Raw genomic sequence first — 19,996 nt, forward strand, 5'->3', positions numbered from 1 at the left:
ACCGTGCTGACCGACAAGGGGGTGCGGTTCTGCCATGCCCCGCGCAACCGCTCAGGCCCGACAGCCCTCTACAGCCGGCACATGTTCGCGCGCGTCTGCCACGAGCACGGCATCGAGCATCGCCTGACCACCCATGGACCAACGGTCAGGTCGAGCGGATGAACCGCACCCTCAAGGACGCCACGGTCAAGCGCTACCACTACGAGACCCACGAACAGCTCCGAGCGCACCTGCAACTGTTCGTCGACGCCTACAACCATGCCCGTCGGCTCAAGACCCTGCGCGGCCTCACGCCCTACGAGCATGTCCTTCAGGTCTGGACCAAAGAGCCCGAACGCTTCAGGCTCGATCCGTCACACCACATCCCGGGACCATACACCTCTGTCTTCCGGATGCGCTCACCGGATCGATCGACGACCCCTCGTGAGGAAACCAGGCCTTCACCTCACACGTCGGAAGAGGCGGAACGCCGACCGTTGCAAGCCCATCGCACCGTCGAAGCCTTGCAACTCCGGCGTCCTCAGTTCGGGCCGGATGGACAACCTCCGGAACGCTCACGGCGAGCGTTTGACGGCCGTCCCGGCAGCCCGACGATGTTCGGTTCCCAGGAGGGCGCCACGCTGCCACCTACGCATCGGACCGGCCGGCAGGGCGCACGCCGGCTGCCGTCGCGGTGAGAACCGCCTCAGGCAGGGTGTGGGCACCGAGCGCTTCCATGACCCGGGCGCGGTGGATCTCCACCGTGCGCGGGCTCAGCCCCAGCGTTCGACCGATGGTCTTGTTGGTGCCGCCCGCGAGCAGGCCCTCCAGCACCTCTCGCTCGCGGGCGGAAAGCGCCGCGATCCGGTCACGGGCTTCATCGCGCCCGCGCGCCTGATCAGCCTTGGCGTGGATCTCGGCCAGCGCCGTCCTCACGGCGAACAGCAGCACCTCCGGCACCAAGGGCACTTCGAGGAAGTCGACCGCCCCCGCCTTCATCGCACGGACCCCGAAACCGATGTCGCCCCTGCTCGCACCAACCGCCACCACGGGCAGGTGCGTGCGTGCAGCCTTCAGATCACTTGCGACGAGCAGGTCGCCGGGCTCCTCCAGGCGGAGCACGACGCAGCCCGGCATCAGCGAGCCCGCGACCTTGAGGAAGGCTTGGGCGCTGGCAAAAGCCTGCACCTCGTAACCGGCGGCCTGCAGGGCCCCGACGAGGCTCCGCCGGGCGTCGTCACCAGCGGCGATCACGTAGGTGCGCAAACCGATGTCGGCCGTGTCATCCTGGGCGATCCCGCCCGCAGATCGGATGCGCCCGTCGGCCGCCGGGATCGGGAAGAAGGTGTCGCGGATGCGGCGCACCGCCTGGTCCGTCGCGCGCACGATACGGTATTTCAAAACCAGGGTCTCGCCCGCAGCAACACGTTCGAGCGCCCGTGCCGCACCGTCGCGGTCCTCTGGATGGACGCTGGCGAGCCAGCTGGCTACGTCCGGCATGTCTTCGGCGGGCATGCCCCAGACCTGCGCGAAGGCCGGGCTCAGATAATCGAGTCGACCGCTCTCCAGGTCGGCGAGCCAGAGCACGTTCGCTGAATGCTCGGCGAAGCGCCGGAAGCGCTCCTCGCTCACGCGCAGCGCCGCCTCGGCCCGCTTTTCTCGATCGATGTCCTGTACCACCACGATGGCGCCGCTGACCTCATGGTCGACGTTGTGAAACGGGGCGGCGCTCACGCGCGTCCAGCATTCGCGGCCGTCCGGATGGGTGAAGATAAAGTCGACGCCCGGGACGACGGTTTCGCCCCGCAGTCCCCGGGCGCCCGGATATTCCGCAGGGCTCAGCCGTCGCCCGTCCGGCGCGTAGGCCCGCCAGCGGCCGCCCGCCTCGGCCTCGACAGAGGGGATCCTTTCGAGCGCGAAGCTCCCGAGCACTTGGTTGGCCAGCGCGATGTTGCCGTCCGGGTCGACGAGGCCGACTCCGATCGGCAGCTGCGCCAACGTCGCCGAGAGCCGATGCTCGCTCTGGCGCAGCGCCGCCTCGGCGTGCATCTGCGCGGTGATCTCGACCACGACGCCGACGAACGACACCGGCTGACCGTCCTCGAAGCCGGTCCGCCCATGGGTCGAGACCCAGCGCTCGATCCCGTCGCGGATGCCGATCACGCGGTATCTGATGTGGTACACGCCGTCACCGGTCGGGTCGGTACAGGCCGCCACCGCAGCCTCGACACGCGGGCGGTCGTCGGGGTGAATGGCGGAGAGCCAGACCTCGTCGTCGACATACGCGTCAGGCGAGAGGCCCCACAGCGCCTTCAGGCGCGCGTCCCAAAGGAGCGCCCCCGTGCGCGGATCCCAGGAATAAGCCGACAGACCCACGAGATCGATGGCGGCTTGGAGCCGGGCCTCGCTCGTGCGCAGCTGTGCTTCGGCGCGTTTGTGCGCCGAGATGTCCGTGCTGATCGTCGCAGCACCGATGAGGTCCCCATCGTCATCATAGAGCGTAAAGGCGCGCCATTGAACCGTCGTCCCGGCGCCGCCGCCGAAATTTCGGAAGCGCAGCTCGCCTTCCCAACGGCCATCCCGCAGCAGCGCCGGCAGCGCGACGTCGCGGATGATCACTTGGTCGCCCGGGTGAAGGAAATCCGGGATCGGGATGGCCGAGATATCATCGTTGGGTTGCAGGCCGACCATCTTGCGTCCGGCCGCGTTCACGAAGACGGGTCTCAGATTTTTGTCGGCTATGCCGATGAACGCCTGCGACTGTCGAATGACCGCTGCGAACAAAGTCTCGAGTGAGGGCGTCATGGCCGCCCCCGAGTGGTTCCGCAGGCCAGATGAGGCCATCCGGTGCAAGCCGGGTCTGTCGTCACGCCTGGGGGCCTTATCCTGGCTCACCCTCGCCTCAACCTTCTCCACGAACGGCGGCTCACCGGTCTTGAGTGCTGCGGAGGGTCCGAAGGACTCGCCCGGCGCGCGTCTGCCGCCTGGCAGATTAATACAACTTTAATAACGCAAAAGATATGAGATGCCGAATAACCTCGTGCTCAAATTAATCGCCGGCAATATAGTTTTTTCTGCTGGATTTTCTTTCGAAACATTCGAGTAATTTGTGGTTTTTCGCAAGTCCTTGCCGATGATGGATAGTTTAGGCGATGTGGTTGAGAACCAGTCCTGATCTCGCGGAGCAGTCAGTGTGCGGTCGCAGGGTGTAAAGCGACCTGGGGGTAAACCGAATCAAGGCAGCGCGCGGCCAATGGTTTTCCGGTTCAGGGCCATCGTTTGCAGAACGGAATCTGCCATGGCGGACCTGTTCTGGCTCGCGGACGAGCATTTGGCGGTCATTGCACCATTCATGCCTCCGGGATCGGCCCGGGCCGCAGAGGAAGGACGACCGGCAGATCATCTCGCGACACGGTCCTTCGGTTCCCGCATCCTGCACGCGCTCACCTCCGGCTGCCGCTGGCGCGACTGCCTGGCCGCGTACGGACCTCGCACCACCGTCGGCAACCCGGTTTCACGGCGCGGCGTCTGGGAGGGCCGGCCGCTCGGGCTAGACCTGGATGGTCAGTCGAGGCGACCGCCATCGACGGCCGAGCCCGCCGGTCCACCCCCGGCGGCAACGTTTGGGCCGTCTCATCCGGCAAGTGGCTCTGGATCCGCTGGTCTGAGCAGTCTGCATGCGCAATGGCGACCGTGACCGGGACTGGCAGACGCGCGCCGGTCAGCCAGCGCCTTCCAGCTCCATCAGCCGTTCGGCCGCAAAGCCGATCATCTCGCGCAGCAGATCGGCGTCGGCGCTCTTCTCCATCAGCCCGCGCAGGGCCATCATTCGTCGGTCATCGGGGGTCTCTCGGGTTCGGGGTTGGTGCTCGCAGCCCGACCCTACCCGGCAACCGCCGATGACCACCCGCGAGAAGTCCCGCCTGCTTCAGCGCTGTGAAGGGCGCGCAGGCGGGCTCTTCCGCTACCAGCGAGCTACACCACCTCCAGGGACACAACCCTCGACCCCGGCCGCCTTTCGAACCGGACGTTGCAGCAGCTCAGCTCGCTGGTCCGATCCGCGCCTTGAGCCGGCAGGTACTGCACCGCCGCTGGCGACCCCATCCGGACCTTCACCGGTGGCAGTTCCAAGGTCCGCATAGGGTTCATCAGGGATGCTGGGGTAGCGAGCCCTTGCCTTCGTAGGCATCCAGCTCTTCCCGCAGATAGGGTGCCGTGCGGCTCGCCTGCGCGCGGGCCACGGTCTCGGGACGGCCGACCGCCACGACGGTGCCACCCAGGCTTCCGGCGCCGGGCCCCACGTCGATGACGTGATCGGCCCCCGCGACGACGCGCATGTCGTGTTCGACCATGACGACCGTGTTGCCCGCATCGACCAGGCCGTTGAGCTGGAGCATGAGGCGATCCACGTCGGTCGGGTGCAACCCGGTCGTCGGCTCGTCGAGGACGTAGAGCGTGCCCCCGCGCTGCCCTCGCTGCAACTCGGTCGCGAGCTTGATCCGCTGGGCCTCCCCGCCGGAGAGTTCGGTCGCCGGCTGGCCCAGGCGCAGGTAGCCGAGGCCGAGATCCCGCAGCACGGTGAGCGGCCGCAGCACGGCGGCCTCGTCCGCGAACGCGTCGCAAGCGCGTTCGACGGTCAGCCCGAGCACGTCCGCGATGGTCAGCCCGTTCCAGGTGACCGCCAGCGTCTCCGGCGCGTAGCGGGAGCCGTGGCAGGTCGGGCAGGGTGCGTAGACGCTCGGCATGAACAGCAGTTCGACGCTGACGAAACCCTCGCCCTCGCAGGCCGGGCAACGGCCCTTCGCGACGTTGAAGGAGAAGCGGCCGGCGTCGTAGCGGCGCCGGCGTGCCTCGGGAGTGGCGGCGAACAGTTTGCGGACGCCGTCGAACAGGCCCGTGTAGGTCGCGAGGTTCGAACGGGGCGTGCGCCCGATCGGTTTCTGATCGACCTGGACCAGGCGCCGGACCCCGTCCATGCCGCCGACGATGCGCCCCTCGGTCGGGCCCGGCGCCTCGTCGAAGGAATCCTCCGGCTCGTCGCCCGTGTCGACGGGCCGGCCGAGGCGGTCGCCGACGAGGTCCAGCAGGGCTTGGCTGACGAGGCTCGACTTGCCGGAGCCCGAGATGCCGGTGACGGCGGTGAGACATCCCAGCGGGAACGCGACCGAGACGCCGCGCAGGTTGTTGCGGACGATTCCCTCCAGGCGCAGCCATCCCGAGGGCGCGCGCTGCGGGCGCCGCGGCGGCTCGGCGAGCCCGAACAGGTGAAGGCGCGTGCGCGACGCCTCCACGGCGCGCAGGCCCTCCGGCGGGCCGCTATAGAGGACGGTGCCCCCGTGCTCGCCCGCCGCCGGGCCGACATCGACCAGCCAGTCGGCCCGGCGCATCGTGCCGATGTCGTGCTCGACGACGAACAGCGAATTGCCCGAGGCGAGCAGCCCCGCGAGCGCGTCGTGCATGGCGTCGCCGTCGGCCGGGTGCAGCCCCGCCGTGGGCTCATCGAGCACGTAGGCCACGCCGAAGAGCTGCGAGCGGAGCTGGGTGGCGAGGCGCAGGCGCTGCAACTCGCCCGACGACAGGGTCGTGGTGACCCGGTCCAGCGACAGGTAGCCGAGGCCCAGCTCCGTGAGCGTCCCGATCCGATCGATGAGATCGGCGGCGAGGCGCTGGGCGGCGAGCCGCTTCTCGATCGAGAGGTTCGGGGTCGCGCGCACGTCCGGGGCACCGGCATGGGCCGACGTCCCGGAGGCGGCGCGCCGGGCCCGATCCCGCCGGCCCGCTTCGCGGTCGAGCGTCCCGGACTCGGCGCTGGCCGCGGTCTCGTCGTCGGGCAGCCGGTTCTCGGCGACCGGCCGCATCACCGCGGCAAGGTCGGCGAGCGGCAGGCGCGACAGGTCACCGATATCGAGGCCGGCGAAGGTGACCGAGAGCGCCTCGGGCTTCAGGCGCTTGCCGTGGCAGGCGGGGCAGTCCTCGCTGACGAGGTAGCGCGCCGCCCGTCGGCGCATGAGGGCGCTCTGCGACTTGGTGAAGGTCCCGAGCACATGGCGGCGGGCGCTCGTGAAGGTGCCCATGTAGCTCGGCTCCAGGCGGCGCTGGCGGGCGCGCCGCGTCTGATCCGGGGACAGCCCGGCATAGACGGGCTCCTGCGGCTGGTCGTCCGTGAACAGGATCCAGTCCCGGAGCGCCCGCGGCAGGTCCTTCCAGGGCGTGTCGACATCGACCCCCCGGCTCACCAGGATATCCCGCAGGTTCTGGCCGCCCCAGGCCTGCGGCCAGGCCGCGACGGCGCGCTCGCGGATCGTCAGCGACGGGTCGGGCACCATGGAGGCTTCCGTAGCCCGGTAGATCCGCCCGAGCCCGCCGCAGGACGGGCAGGCGCCCTGGGGGGTGTTGGGCGAAAAGTCCTCCGCGTAGAGCATCGGCTGGCCCGGCGGGTAGGTGCCGGCGCGCGAGTACATCATCCGTACGAGGCTCGACAGGGTGGTGACGCTGCCGACCGAGGAGCGGGCGCTGGGTGTGCCGCGCTGCTGCTGCAGGGCGACGGCCGGGGGAAGGCCCTCGATGGCGTCGACGTCGGGCACGCCGACTTGGTCGATCATCCGCCGCGCGTAGGGGGCGACCGATTCGAAGTAGCGCCGCTGGGCTTCCGCATAGAGCGTACCGAAGGCGAGCGAGGATTTTCCGGAGCCGGAGACCCCCGTAAACACCACGAGGGCGTCGCGCGGCAACTCCACGTCGACGTCGCGCAGATTGTGCTCCCGGGCGCCTTTCACCGTGACGTAGCCCGGCCGTCCCGCGCCCGATCGCGCCATCCCGACGAGGTCTCTCGGCTTCGGCTGGTCCATGAACTTCTTTTCCCCGATGTGTCCTGTCCCGCAGGACACCGAACGTCGCTGCGCCGACGAGAGGTTCACGAGCGCGAGAGCGGCCTTTTGGCGGATCGCTCCGAGGGGCCGACCTGCTCTCGGAAGCCAGATGACGCTGCGTTATCTCCAGGGTCCTGTCGAACGCCTCCGGCTGAAGGCGAGTCGAGATAGCGTCGGCTGTCCGGCGTGGTACCCGGATCCGTCCTACGTGACATGCCGGACGGACAAGCACTCAGGACATCGCCGCAGGCGCCGCCAAGAGGTTGGCGCGATGAGCGCCACGCCGTCCTTGCGAGCGAAGCGATGACGGGTTCGATCAGACAGATCCGCGTTAAACACCTTGAGAGGGCTGGCTGTCGAGCCGTGGCGATGATGATCGCCCCGCGAAGCGTGAGTCATCAAGCCGATGACCTCAGCGGGGCATGGACGCGCCCCGGCGCGCGAACAGAATGCTCTGAAGATCTGCTTCTTTGGCTCCGATGCGGAAAGCCGCCATTCCGCTTTCGGCCAGTATCGGCTGCCGAAGAGCGCCGGCGTGAGCGTCTCTGATGGATGGAGCCCCGCGTGTCCACTTCCGAGGGGAAACTGGCCGAATTCGACGCTGCCGTCATGCCTCCCCGCGACCGAGCGCCTCCTGCGCAGGGTGAGCGTTCACGCGCGGCCGTCGTGGTGAGGCCGCCGCGACACCCTACGGAACCATCGCCCCCTGCGTCTCGACATAGACCGCGTAGATCGAGGTGCTCGCCGCCATGAACAGCCGGTTCTTCTTCGGTCCGCCGAAGCAGAGATTGGCGCAGGTCTCGGGCAGGTGGATCTTACCGATGAGGTCGCCAGACGGCGTGTAGCAGCGCACTCCGTCCTCCTTCGGGTCGGCCCAGCCCATCGAGCACCAGACATTGCCCTCGACGTCGGTGCGTACTCCGTCGGTGAAGCCCGGCGCGAAGCCTTCGGCGAAGACGCGATCGCCGGTGAGCCGGTCGCCCTCGACCGAGAAGGCGCGGATATTGGCCCGCCCGCCATGGGTGATGCCGGAATCGACGACGTAGAGGATCGTCTCGTCGGGCGAGAAGGCGAGGCCGTTCGGCCGGTCGATGCCCTCCGCCGCGACCTTGGCCTGCCCGGTCGAGGGATCGAGCCGGTAGACCCGGGTCGGCAGTTCCGCCCTGTCCTTGTGACCCTCGTAGAACCCGTCGATGCCGTAGCCCGGATCGGTGAACCAGATCGCGTTGTCTGAGGCCACCACCACGTCGTTGGGGGCGTTGAGCGGCTTGCCTTCGAACGCGTCGATCAAGACCGTGATCTTCCCGTCCGGCTCTGTGCGGGTCATCCGGCGGGTATCTTGCTCGCAGGTTATCAGCCGGCCCTGGCGGTCGCGGGTGTTGCCGTTCGCGTAGTTCGAGTTCGCCCGGTAGACGCTGACGTGGCCGTTCTCGAGCCAACGCATGATCCGGTTGTTCGGGATGTCGCTCCACAACAGGTAACCGCCGTCCCGGAAATAGACCGGGCCTTCCGCCCAGCGAAAGCCAGTGGCGATGCGCTCGATGGCGGCGTTGCCGACCTTGTAGCGGAAGCGCTTGTCGAGCGCCTCGACCCGCGGATCGGGATAGCGGGTACCCGGCAGGTCGCCGAGGGGCAGCCGGTCGGCCCGCGCCGCGACTGAGGTCGCCGTCAGGGCGGCGGCGCCCGCGAGGACGTCACGTCGGTTCATCACTCGTTTCCTCCCGTCCGGTCTTCGCGCTGGACGGGAGGATTGTAGGGAAGCCGGGCACTCTGTCTCGTGGTTTTCCGATCGATGAGGAGATGGTGCTGGGATCGGAACGTGGAACAGGGAAGCGTGAGCGCGCGAGGAAGACGCCGTGGCCGACGACACGATAGGCGGACCCGGCGAGAACCGGTCGGCTTGCGGCCCGCCAGATCCCACCGGCCACCTCCGGCGGCCCTCGCCGGTGACCGGACGTTGCGCTCAGGTCTTTCTGATGTTCCAGAGGATCGGAAATCCGAGGACCCGGCCCGCGAGATTGCGCCTGAAAGACGTCATGGATCGATAGGAGCCAACCGGGACGTAGACCACTTGGTCGAGCGCGACCCGCTGCATCTCCGCGCAGAGCGCCTTGCGCGCCTGCGCATCCGGAGCGGCGAACCACGCGGCGCGAAGTTCTTCCAGCTTCGGAACCGACGGCCAGCCGAACCAGGCACCCGCGCCGTTGGCCCTGAGCGGTTGAAGCGCGGCCGGATCAGCATTGTCGAACGACGAGAACGTGGTCAGCAGCACGGACCAGCCGCCCTTGTCGACGGGCTCGCGTGAGACGCGGCGTTGGATGACCGTACCCCAGTCGCTCAGGGCCAGATCCACGTTGAAGCCGATACGGGGCAGCAGATCGGCCGCGACCTGGGTGATCGCCGAGGGCGCCAGGATGTCGGTCGGACCGATCAGCCGGACCTTCGCGCCGCTGTAGCCCGCGGCTTTCAGCGCCGCCCGCGCCGTCTCGAGACTGCGCGGCCCCGTGAGCACCTCCATGCCGGCATCCGTCGCCATCGGCGTTCCCGGCGTGAAGATCCCGCACCGGTCGTCATAGTTGGCGGGATCATCTCCGGCCACTGCCGCCATGAAGTCGCTCTGGACGATGGCCGGCAGCACCGCCCGGCGCACCTCGACATCGTCGAACGGCGGCTGCAGGTGGTTCATGCGCAGGATTGCCGGATTGGTGAAGCGGTCGAGCCCTTCCACGATGACGTTACGATTGCGGGCGAGGAGCTGCTGGAGTTCCGGCGGCGGCTGCTCGTACCAGTCGATCTCGCCGTTCTGCAGCGCGGCCGCCGCAGTGGCGCCGTCGGCGATGATCTGCCACTCGACCCTGTCGAAATGGGCGACTTTGCCGCCGGCTGTCAGGCTCGGGGCACCGGGAGCGGGCGCGTACCCCGCGTGCCGCTCGTAGACCATCAAGCTGCCCGAGTTGAACTCGTCCGCCTTCCAGCGGAACGGCCCGGAACCGGTGGCGTCGGTGATCTGCTTGAACGGATCGGTCTGCGCGATCCGCTCCGGCATGATGAAGGCGGGTTGGCTGACGCTCGCCAGTGCGTTCGGCAGCAGCGGGAACGGCGCCTTCAGCCGGAAGACGATGTTCGCGTCGCCATCGTGTCCGATCTCGTCCGTCGCGGCCATCAGCGTCTGGCCGAATCCGTTTCGCGCGGCCCAGCGCCTGATGCTGGCGACGCAATCCCGCGCGAGGACGGGGGTGCCGTCATGGAAGCGCAGCCCTCCGCGCAAGGCGATGGTCACCTTTCGCCCGTCCTGCTCGACCCGGTAGCCGGCCGCCATCTGGGGCTGGGGCTGCAGGTCGGCGTCGAGGCCGAACAGGGTATCGTAGACGATGTAGGCGTGATTGCGCGTCACGATCGCGGTGGTCCAGATCGGGTCAATGGACGTCACATTCGCCTGGGGCACCATGCGCAGCACCCGGGCATCCTGCGCCCGGCCGACGAGGGGCGCTGCCAGTGTCGAGGCACCTGCGGCGAGGAATGTGCGTCGCTTCATCGTGGCTCCCCGGCGAGACGCCCCAGCATAGCAACCGGCGGACCAACGCGGGACACGCCAAGGGCCCAGGGCACCGGATCGACGATGGTGTGAGACCATCCGTTCGGCTTCAGGACCATCAATGTCGTTTCGGATATCTCTGATGCTGATCAAGAGCGGACGGTCTGCCGCTCATCTGCACATTCTTTTCGACGCCTGCAGTCCACAGTTTACCGTAAAGGCACGGGCACACGCCTTCACCGGTCAATGCGACACCAGCCAATCTGTCTCAAGCGATTCGGAACGCGCATCAAATCGCCTGCCTGGAGCTCAAGCGCCGAACCCTTCGAGCACCAGCTTGCCCTTCGCCCGCCCGCTCTCGATCAGCGCGTGAGCGCGAGCGAGGTTCGCGGCAGCGATCAGGCCGAACGACTCGGCGAGTGTTGTGCGGAGCCGCCCCGCGTCGATCAACTGGGACACCTCGGTGAGGATAGCGTGCTGGCGTTCCATATCGGCGGTCCGGAACAGCGAGCGGGTGAACATCAGCTCCCAATGCAGCGACAGGCTCTTGGGCTTGAGCGGCATCACGTCCAGCGTCGCGGGATCGTCGATCGGGCCGAGGCGTCCCTGCGGTGCGACGAGTTCGATGATCTCCGAGAGATGAGCAGCCGTGCCCGTCGTCGCGAACACGAAGCTCGGCGCGCCGAGACCCAACGCGGCTACCTCGTCGGCCAGAGGCTTTCGATGATCGACGACGTGGTGAGCCCCGAGATCCCGGCACCATTGCGCGGTCTCAGTGCGCGAGGCGGTGGCGATCACGGTGAGATCGGTAAGCTGCCGGGCGAGCTGGATCGCGATCGAGCCCACGCCACCTGCGCCGCCGACGATCAGGATCGCGGGCGCCGCGCCGGGCACGGGCCTCGCCACGTCGAGCCGGTCGAACAGCATCTCCCAAGCGGTCACGGCTGTCAGCGGCAGCGCCGCAGCGGCGGCGAAATCCAGGCTGGCGGGCTTGAGGCCGACAAGGCGTTCGTCGACACATTGCAGCGTCGCGTTGCTGCCCGGCCTGTCGAGGGCGCCGGCATAGAACACCGCATCGCCCGGCTTGAACAGATGCGCTTCGGGGCCGACGGAGATCACGGTCCCGGCGGCATCCCAGCCGAGGATTTTGGGCTCGCATCCCTGCTTGTAAGCGCCCTGTCGAACCTTGGTGTCGATCGGGTTCACCGAGACGGCATGCACCCGCACCAGCAGGTCGCGACCCGCGGGGACGGGATCGGGGAAGGTGGTGTCCACGAGCGCACCCGGCGCGTCGATCGATGAGCCATCAGTGTAAGTAACAGCACGCATGGTGTTCTCGGATGTTAAATTCTATAGTGGCCAGGGCGTAGAAGGATCTACCGGCTACTCTGAACAATTTTCGGGACGATATACAGTCGAACCGCATTGCAACGCCCGCGGGCTGCGTGCGCAGGAACGACCGGCGCCCCCGAGAGCCTTCACGACCCGAGCACTTTGAGGTCAGACGGAAACCGGAAGCGTGTTGGGCAGTGCGGGCACGCACGGGCGGACTGACGCTGACGAACAGCCGGTCGATGATGGCTTGCCGGATGGGCGGCAGGCGCGGCGATGGCGGCGGAGGTGGCGCGTTGTTGCGGCGGTAGCAGAGGGAGCATCCTGTCACGCAGCGGCGGCACGCGTCGGAGTGAGAGTGTCGAGCGTGAGCGGCCGGGCAGCGCGGTTCCGGCAGGAGGGTCGTTCCGCGCACGGTCAGGCTCCCATCGCGGCGCGGACCGCCGCCGGGCGGATGGGAAGGTCGCGGACGCGGGCCCCGACGGCGGCGAAGATCGCGTTCCCGATAGCCGGGGCGATGGAGACGACGCCGGGCTCGCCCAGGCCAACCGGCATGTGGTCGTTGCGCAGAAACTCGATGTCCATCTCGGGCACGTCGGTCATGCGCACCGGCGTGTAGGTGTCCAGGTTGAGGTCGCGGGGCAGGCCCTTCTCGTATTCCGTTCCCTCGAACAGGGCGAGCGATAGGCCCCAGAGCATGCTCCCTTCGACCTGGGCTAGCGCACCGTCCGGATGCGCCAGCGTGCCGGCATCGACGACGGACGTCAGCCTCTCGACCATGACGGTTCCGCTTTGTGTGTCGACGGCGACCTGCGCCACCGTGGCGATCCAGGTCGGCATCTCGCGTTCCTGCCCGGTGCCGAGCGCCAGACCCATGCCCTTTCCGGGGGGCAGCTTTCCCCGGCCGGACCACCCAGCCTTCTCCAGGACGCGCTCCATGACGGTCCGGAGGCGCTTGGCCCCACCGACGGCGTGGGGAGCCGCGCCGCCGTTGCGGCCCTTCGCGCCAAGGAGCGCGAGCCGGTACTCGGCGGGATCGCGACCGAGCTTGTGGGCAAGCTCGTCGATATGCGTCTCGACCGCCCACGTGGTGTAGCCGGGCGCCACGGAGCGCAGGTAGCCGGGCAGCAGCGTCGTGTGGACGAGATCGTTGCGAATCGCGCAGATCCGCTGACTCGCCGAGTCGTACCAGTGATCCGCACCGCTGATCGCGAACTGATCGACCGATCCGTTGCCGTCCTGGCTCGGCGTCAGGAACTCCGGAGAAATCGAGGCGGTCGGCCAGCCCGCCGCGCACCTGTGGTCGTAGGCGAGGAGCGCACCCGTGCCGTCGGTCACCGAGCGAATCTTCTGCACGGTGGGCGAGCGCGGTTGATCGAACTTGGTGTCGTCGGACCGCGCGAAGATCAGCTTGAGCGGCCGGCCCATCGCCTTCGCGGCGAGCGCCGCCGGGACGATATGCTCGCAGTACAGCCGCCGGCCGAAGCCACCGCCGAGATAGGAGGTCTCGAAGACGAGGTCGGCCTGATCGATCCCGAGCGCCTTGGCCACGAGCGGCAGCGTGATCGACTGCCACTGGTTGCCGGCATGCACGCGCCACGTCTTCCCGTCCTGCCAAGCCAGGGCGTTCAGCGGTTCGAGGTGCATGTGCAGGACGGTATGCGTGCGGTAGGTGCCCTCGTAGACCTCATGGGCTTCGGCGATCCGGGTCAGGGGATCGCCGTCCTGGTAGAAGACACCGCCCGTGCTCGGGCTCTCGACGAGGCGCGCGCCCTCCGCGAGCATCTGTTCGTCACTCGCCGCGCCGCCCGCGGATTTGTACCGAACCTCGACGAGATCGGCCGCCTTGGCCGCGACGGGCCAGCTCTCCGCCACGGCGACGAGCCAGCCCTGACACGTCCGTGTTGGATCCTCGAGGACGACGGTCCGCAGGTAGCCGGGGACCTTGCGCGCGGCGGTGTCGTCCCAGCTGAGGATGCTGTTGCCGTAGCGCGTCGGCGGCAGGATGGGCCTGGCGAACACCATGCCGTCGATCTTCCGGTCGATGCCGTAGACGGCGGTGCCGTTGACCTTCGACGGGACGTCGCGCGCCACGGTGTCGTGGTTGAGAAGGCGCCGCTCCGAGGCGGGCTTGAGGGCGATGGAAGCGAGATCCGCCTCCGTGAACTGGCGAGTGACCTTCCCGGACGCGACGATGTCCGCGTAGCCGACCGAGCGCGAACCGTGCCGGATCTCGCTGTCGCGGGCGACGCACTCCTTCGCGGGGGCCCCGAGCATCCTTGCACCGGCGTCCAGCAGGGCGATGCGGCCGGCCGCCCCCGCGCGGCTCAGCTGGTCGAAGCTCTTGTGCACGGACCACGAGCCGCCCGTGATCATCATGCCCCAGCGCGGGTCCGTGTCGACGTGCACGACCTCGACGTGGTCCCAGTTCGCCTCAAGCTCCTCGGCGATGACGCGCGCGAGTGCGGTTCCGATGTGCTGGCCCATCTCCGCCCGGGTGACGTGAACCAGGATGCGCCCGTCCCCGCCGATCTCGTACCAGAGCGTCGGGCTGTAGCCCCCGGACGAGACGCCGCCGAACAAGGGACCGGCTTTCGCGCGCGCGGGGAGGAAACCGGTCGCGACGGCCGCGCTTCCCAAGGACGCGAGGAACCACCGCCGGGTGCCGTCGACCCCGCTCATTTCCGCCCCCCGTTCTGGGCCCGAGCGGCCAGCTTGATCGCCTTCCGGATCCGCACGTACGCCATGCAGCGGCACAGGTTCGCGGCCATGCCGTTCCTGATGTCGTCGTCGGACGGATCGGGGTTCTCGCTGAGGAGGGCCGCGGCCTGCATGAGCTGGCCCGACTGGCAATAGCCGCATTGCGGGGCCTGGACCTCGATCCAGGCGGCCTGGAGGGGGTGAAGCTTGCGACCGTCGCCCGCCGTCGCGGCCAGGCCCTCGACCGTCGTGACGGCCGAGCCGGCGACGCTCGCCAGCGGGGTGACGCAGGAACGCTGCGCCTGGCCGTCGACGTGGACGGTGCAGGCCCCGCACTGGGCCACGCCGCATCCGAACTTGGTGCCCGTCAGGCTCAGCTGGTCCCGCAGGATCCAGAGAAGCGGTGTATCGCCGGGCGCGTCGACTTGGACTTCGACCGTGTTGACCGAGAACGCAATCACCTTGGGTCTCCAACAGTGGGGCGATGACCCGCCAGAGACATGCGGCGAAGCATCTCGAACTGTTCAAGCGTCACTACAATCAACGCCAAGCCGCAATTCTGCCCCTTCCCGCCAAGTCGTCCTCGGGACATGATGTGGATGCTCCGTGGGCTTGCCAGACGTCAGCCCGGTTCACTTCCTCGGTCGAGTCAGCGAGAGCGCGCTGGATTAGCGGAGAGCGCGCGTCGCAGCCCTGACGCTCATCAGTTTGACTTCATGATCGACGATGCGTGCGGTGCGTCACGCTTTAATGGGTCGATTGGTTCAGCACCCGGGGGCTTCTCGAACGCATCAGCCAAATCACATCCGGCGGGGCCGAAGCGCGCTACTATGCCCAGGCTGCGGGTCACAGACAGAAGACAGCATGATCAAGATCATTCTCGCTACGGCTCTGATTGCAGCTCCGGCAATCCCTGCCTTCGCTCAGGCTGTCATTGAGACGCCCAACAGCACCACCGTCATCGGTCCGCCTGTCGCCCCCGGTGTCGTCACCCGTCAGCCTGGCTCGACCGGCGATGCGCCTGCAGCCACCAACTCGCCGATGCGCCGCGCCGCCGACGGTTGACCTGACCGGCTGGCATTGGTCCGGGCTGATTGGGAGGATCATTCCGGACCAGAGGAGTCGGGGATGAATCGAGACGCCGCTGCCGCCGGCCACCGGCGAGGCCACCGCCGTGGTGGTGTCGCGCGCCTGGAGCGAACTCCTGCTGTGGTAGCCGGCATAGGCCGAGACGCCGTCGTCGTTGGCGGAGCCGCCGACCCCGACGCCCGAGACGCTGTGGGCGTAGGTCAGCACCGTCCGGTCGAAGCCCGGCGCGATGGTGAGGTCGCGCCCGGCCGCCAGCGTCGCCTGCTGGCCGGCCACGATCGCTGAGCCGGCCACATTGATGTCCTGCCCGGCGATCACCGTGGCGTTGCCGCCGGCCACCAGGGTGGAGGGGGCGTTGGTGATCTGCGTCACCGAGCCGGTGGTGCGCTTGGTCTGGTAGAGGTCGACCCCGTCGCTGGTGCCGAACAGGCCGAAGCCGGAGCTGCGCCGGGCGACGATGGTCTGCTGCGCGTCCTGCCCGGCCAGCACCGAGACGGAGCCGGCGGCGAACACGCCGAGGTCGCCGCCGGCCACGAGGTTGCTGGCCGTCACGGTGATGTCGCTGCCCGAGACGATGGCGAGGTCGCCGCCGGCCGCGACCACGGACGCGACGTTGGTCTGGCTGGTCTGGCTGACCAGGGTGCGCGCGGACGAGAACAGCCCATCGCGGCGCGCGAACGCCGTGGTCGAGACGGTGTCGAGCACCGACGCGATGGTCACCGGCCCGCGCGCGGCCAGGAACGCGTCGCCGCCGGCCGTGACGGTGGAGCCGAGCACCGAGAGCGCGCCGCCGGCGAGCATCGTGAGGTCGCCGCCGGCCGCCACCAGGGCGCCGTGGTTGGTGGTGGTGTCGGTGGCGACCAGATGGTTGCGGTCGCCGACCAGGCTGTGGCTGGTGACGGCTTGAGCGGCGATCAGGATGGTGCCGCCCGCGCTCAAGGTCAGGTCGTCGCGGGCCGTCAGCGCGCCGCCGCGGTTGACCAGGTCGGCGCGGGTGAAGATCGCGAGGTCGCCGGCGCCGACGGTGCCGCCGGATTGCAGGGCGGTCTGGCCGAGCGCGCCGGTGGTGATTGCGGCGACCCGGCGCTCGTTGAGGAAGCTGCCGGCGTCGATGACCATCGTGCCGGAGGCGAGCAGCGATCCGGTGTTGGTGACTTGGTCGCCCGCGAGGAAGACGTCGTCGCCCTGGATGACGCCGCCGGCCTGGTGGGTCCACTCGGCGAGCCGGCCCGGGGGCAGGATCAGCTGGGGGGTCAGGGTCTGCTGGCCGTCGATGGTGCGCTGCTCGTACCAGAGCATCGGCCGGGTCAGGCCGGCCTTCTGCGCGTCGGTCAGGCTGTCGCCGAGGTGGATGTCGGGGTTGGCCTGCAGGAACTCGACGGTGCCCTGGTGCAGCGCCTCCTGCTGGGCGCGGGGGGTGCGGTAGCGCTGGTCGAGGAGGGTGCTACCGGTCTGGTCGAGCAGCGCCTGCCGGCTCAGCCGCCGCTCCAGCACCGGATCGGCGAACACCGACACGCCCGGCGGCAGCGCGCTGCCCACTTGGCCGAGGATCCGCGCCGGGCCGCTCTCGCCCGCCTCGTCTGCGAACGGGGAGACGTGGCGGTAGGTGGTGCCGCCGACCTGCGTGGCGTTGGGCGCGTCGAAACCGGCGAGGGTGGAATTCACGCGGCCACCGCGCAGCGTCCCGTTCGCCACGCCGGGACCGCCGATGCCGTCCTCGCGCAATCCGTAGTGGGTGTGCCGCAGGGACCTGCCCTCAGCTCGGCCGCTGCCGATCCCGTAGCCGCCCAGCGGCCCGCCGCCACTGCCCTGGCCGAGCGCAAACGCGGCCCCTTGGTCGAAGCGCTCGTAAGCGACACCATAGCCATCGACGCTGCGCCTTAGGCTCCGGCCGCCGACGCCGCCCGCGTCGACACCACCGCCCTTGATGGTGCCGCTGCTGGCATTGCTGCCGAAGCCCTGGCCCGAGAGGCCTCCGCTTCCCGTGGCGGTGGCGTCGCGGTTGTCGTTGCCGGGGTCGAGATTGCTGCCGTCGGCATAGCCGGCCAGATCGATCGTGCTGTTCGGCAGGCGCGATGGCGGCGTCGTGATGATCGCGCTGGTGATGCCGTTGACGATGATGTTGGCCTGGATCGAGACCGTGGGGCCCTTGATCGTGCCGGTGTTGGTCAGGCGACCGCCCGTGGTGTAGACGCCGCGCCCCCCTTGGAGCAGCGCGGGGGTCTCCTTCGTGGTGTCCTCCTCCCAGCCCTCCACGATCGGCGGCAGAAGATTGGCGCCGACCTTCGCCTCGAAGGTCTTGAAGTACACGCCGGTCTTGCGGCTCAGGTTGTCGATCGTACCCGCCTTGAGCACGAGGTAGCGGCCGGCTTCCAGGATCGAGGCGTCGTTGACGATCGCGCCGGCCTCGATGGACAGGTCGCCACCGGCCGTGATCTCCGCGGCACCGGAGGTTTCGGCATACTCATCGAGCTGGTCGACGAACTTGTGGTGTCGTCGCCAGAAATGGGCGCTGGGGGCTCGAGGTCCCACATCCGTGACGCTCTGAGCGGTCCTGGCATTGGTCAGGGTGCCGCCGATCTTGATGCCGAGCGAACCGTCGGCCTCGATGGCAGCAGCGGTGTTGGTGAGGTTGCCCGCAGCCTGAATCCAGCCGTCGCCCTTCGTGTAGATCCAGCCGCTCCCGCTGACGGTGACGTGCCGGCCGGAAGCCAGCGACAGGTCGTCGGACGCTGCGATCGTCCCGTAGACCGTGACGTCACCAGACATCGCCAGAGCGAGCCTGCCCTTGACGACGAGCTTCTGGTTGGCGGCGATAGTCAGATCCTGACCGGTCATCGTCAGGCCGAGATCGCCCCCGAACACGAACTTGCCCTTGTCGACATCGTTGATGCCGAACAGGTCGAGGTTCGAGGTTCCGGCGCGGACCGAGGCGACTTCGCTGCCGCTGATCAGGGCGTTGGGCCCGTTTCCGAGCGCGCCGCCAATGTTGAGGACCAGGACCCGCGCCGAGAGCGTCGCGATCTGATCCGCTGATCCCGTGTTCGACAGGCTTGCGGCCTGGAGGATCAGCGTGTCGCCGGCGGAGATCGTGCCGGCGTTGCCGGCATCGCCCGACACGGCGAGGCTGACAAGATTGGCCTCGATCCGTCCGCCAGCGCCATTCGCGAGGGTGCCGGCGGACGCCGCGAGCGTCCCGCTCGCCGTCATGCGTCCCTGATTGACGAGCCCCTGCCCGATCTGCAGGGCAAGGTCCTGGGCCTTGATCTCACCCTCGTTCGTGAGTCCCCCGCCGATCCGGGCGCCGAGGAAATTCTTCGCCTTGAGCGTGCCGGCATTGTGCGCATCACCGGTGACCGCGAGGTTCGTGGCGTCCCCGGCGATGCGGCCGGTCCCGCGGTTCTCAAGCGATCCGGCTTTGACGTCGACCAGACCCGCAGCCGAGATCTCGCCGGAATTCGCCAAAGTATTGTCGATGCCGAGCTTGAGGTTGCGGGCGCTCAGCACGCCGCTCGCCCCGCCCTCATAGCTGCCGGCCTTGACGGCCGCGTCGCCGCTGACGCTCAGGCGACCGCTGTTGCTGAGGAGACCGCCGAACTGGAAGCTCCCTGTTCCGTTGGTCAGGATGGCACCGCTGTTGGCAAGGTTGCCGGCGGTGAATGCGAGGTCGCCGGTGGACTCGATACGGCCTTGATTGGCAGCCGCGCCCGTCAGGGCGAGGCGGACCGTGGCCCCGGAGATATGTCCATCCGCGCCGTTGCCGAAGTCGCCCGCTTCGACGTCGAGGCTGTTGGCGGCGACGAGCTGGCCGAGGTTGAACAGATGGCCGGAGCCGAGGCGCACGACCACGTCGGTGCCACCCATCCGGGCATCGGAATTAGGCGTCTCATAGCCCCCGGCGGTGAAGGCGAGGTGGTTCTTGGCGATGATGTTTCCGCTGGAAGAGACAACGCCGCCGGCGGTGAGGCTGAGGTCACCGCCCTGGGCGATGAGACTGCCGGCATTGTCGACTTGGCCGCCGACCACGATCGAAAGATCGGTGATCGCACCGATCACACCCGAGTTGGCGAAATCGCCCCCGACCTGCAACGTCGGTGAGGGACCTAGAATGCGTCCGCTGTTCTCGAAGGAGCCCGAGGTCCGGAAGCTTTCCAAGCGGTTGCTGAGGATCGAACCCGAGTTGGCGAGACTTCCGGCGGAGAAGGCGAGGTCGCCGGTGGACTCGATGCGGCCCTCGTTGGCGGCCGCGCCGGTGAGAGCAAGGCGGACCGTGGCGCCGGAGACGCGCCCGTCAGGCCCGTTGCCGAAGTCGCCGCCCTCGGCGTCGAGGCTGTTGGCGGCGACGAGCAGGCCGAGGTTGAACAGATGGCCGGAACCGAGGCGCACGACCACGTCGGTTCCGCCCAACCGGGCGGTGGCGGCAGGCGTCTCGTAGCCGCCGGCCGCGAGGGTCAGCCGGTTCTTGGCGATGATGTCGCCGCTGGAGGACACG

Annotated in this window: 9 protein-coding genes and 2 pseudogenes; 3 read left to right on the forward strand and 8 right to left on the reverse strand. The window is 68.5% G+C overall.

Annotated features, from left to right (window positions below; genetic code table 11):
- Positions 1-377, forward strand: a pseudogene (locus MKL01_RS06840) (integrase core domain-containing protein); the annotation flags it as partial.
- A 250-nt stretch (positions 378-627) separates the two neighbouring features.
- On the opposite strand, the gene MKL01_RS06845 reads toward MKL01_RS06840, so the two are convergent.
- Entirely contained in the window at positions 628-2,823 is a 2,196-nt protein-coding gene (locus MKL01_RS06845) for a PAS domain-containing protein (RefSeq protein WP_243904472.1), read from the reverse strand.
- Positions 2,824-3,331: 508 nt separating this feature from the next.
- Between MKL01_RS06845 and MKL01_RS06850 the strand changes: the two genes are divergently transcribed.
- Complete coding sequence (locus MKL01_RS06850; protein WP_409566209.1) at positions 3,332-3,676, forward strand: hypothetical protein; 345 nt, start codon at positions 3,332-3,334, stop codon at positions 3,674-3,676.
- A gap of 451 nt (positions 3,677-4,127) precedes the next feature.
- Here MKL01_RS06850 and MKL01_RS06855 read toward each other — a convergent pair whose 3' ends face one another.
- The 4 genes from MKL01_RS06855 to MKL01_RS06870 all read right to left on the reverse strand — a co-directional run bounded on the left by MKL01_RS06855 (position 4,128) and on the right by MKL01_RS06870 (position 11,712).
- Positions 4,128-6,827, reverse strand: coding sequence for an excinuclease ABC subunit UvrA (locus MKL01_RS06855; RefSeq protein ID WP_243904465.1), 2,700 nt, complete (start codon positions 6,825-6,827; stop codon positions 4,128-4,130).
- Positions 6,828-7,536: 709 nt separating this feature from the next.
- Positions 7,537-8,556 (reverse strand): SMP-30/gluconolactonase/LRE family protein, encoded by a 1,020-nt coding sequence (locus MKL01_RS06860; protein ID WP_243904466.1) that lies wholly within the window; start codon positions 8,554-8,556, stop codon positions 7,537-7,539.
- 255 nt (positions 8,557-8,811) lie between these two features.
- The gene (locus MKL01_RS06865) at positions 8,812-10,383 is read right to left on the reverse strand and encodes an ABC transporter substrate-binding protein (protein ID WP_243904467.1); all 1,572 of its coding nucleotides are present in this window, start codon (positions 10,381-10,383) and stop codon (positions 8,812-8,814) included.
- Between the two features lie 309 nt (positions 10,384-10,692).
- Positions 10,693-11,712, reverse strand: coding sequence for a zinc-binding alcohol dehydrogenase family protein (locus tag MKL01_RS06870; protein ID WP_243904468.1), 1,020 nt, complete (start codon positions 11,710-11,712; stop codon positions 10,693-10,695).
- A 253-nt stretch (positions 11,713-11,965) separates the two neighbouring features.
- Between MKL01_RS06870 and MKL01_RS36120 the strand changes: the two are divergent.
- Positions 11,966-12,127 (forward strand): annotated as a pseudogene (locus MKL01_RS36120) (helix-turn-helix domain-containing protein); the annotation flags it as partial.
- A 5-nt stretch (positions 12,128-12,132) separates the two neighbouring features.
- Here MKL01_RS36120 and MKL01_RS06875 read toward each other — a convergent pair.
- The 3 genes from MKL01_RS06875 to MKL01_RS06890 form a co-directional block, all read right to left on the reverse strand.
- Entirely contained in the window at positions 12,133-14,298 is a 2,166-nt protein-coding gene (locus MKL01_RS06875; RefSeq protein ID WP_243904469.1) for a xanthine dehydrogenase family protein molybdopterin-binding subunit, read from the reverse strand.
- Between the two features lie 95 nt (positions 14,299-14,393).
- Positions 14,394-14,876: a (2Fe-2S)-binding protein gene (locus MKL01_RS06880; RefSeq protein ID WP_243904470.1), complete on the reverse strand. Its 483-nt coding sequence runs from the start codon at positions 14,874-14,876 to the stop codon at positions 14,394-14,396.
- A gap of 385 nt (positions 14,877-15,261) precedes the next feature.
- Positions 15,262-19,996 (reverse strand): hemagglutinin repeat-containing protein (locus MKL01_RS06890; RefSeq protein ID WP_243904471.1); only part of this gene is annotated, 4,735 nt, incomplete at its 5' end.

Source organism: Methylobacterium sp. J-070 (genome assembly GCF_022829385.1).
GTDB lineage: Bacteria > Pseudomonadota > Alphaproteobacteria > Rhizobiales > Beijerinckiaceae > Methylobacterium.

What these genes read in the sequence shown, in the direction of transcription:
- MKL01_RS06855 (WP_243904465.1), bottom strand. Translation starts at nt 6,827, where the DNA reads ATGGACCAGCCGAAGCCGAGAGACCTCGTCGGGATGGCGCGATCGGGC.
- MKL01_RS06860 (WP_243904466.1), bottom strand. Translation starts at nt 8,556, where the DNA reads ATGAACCGACGTGACGTCCTCGCGGGCGCCGCCGCCCTGACGGCGACC.
- MKL01_RS06845 (WP_243904472.1), bottom strand. Translation starts at nt 2,823, where the DNA reads ATGGCCTCATCTGGCCTGCGGAACCACTCGGGGGCGGCCATGACGCCC.
- MKL01_RS06850 (WP_409566209.1), top strand. Translation starts at nt 3,332, where the DNA reads ATGCCTCCGGGATCGGCCCGGGCCGCAGAGGAAGGACGACCGGCAGAT.
- MKL01_RS06870 (WP_243904468.1), bottom strand. Translation starts at nt 11,712, where the DNA reads ATGCGTGCTGTTACTTACACTGATGGCTCATCGATCGACGCGCCGGGT.
- MKL01_RS06865 (WP_243904467.1), bottom strand. Translation starts at nt 10,383, where the DNA reads ATGAAGCGACGCACATTCCTCGCCGCAGGTGCCTCGACACTGGCAGCG.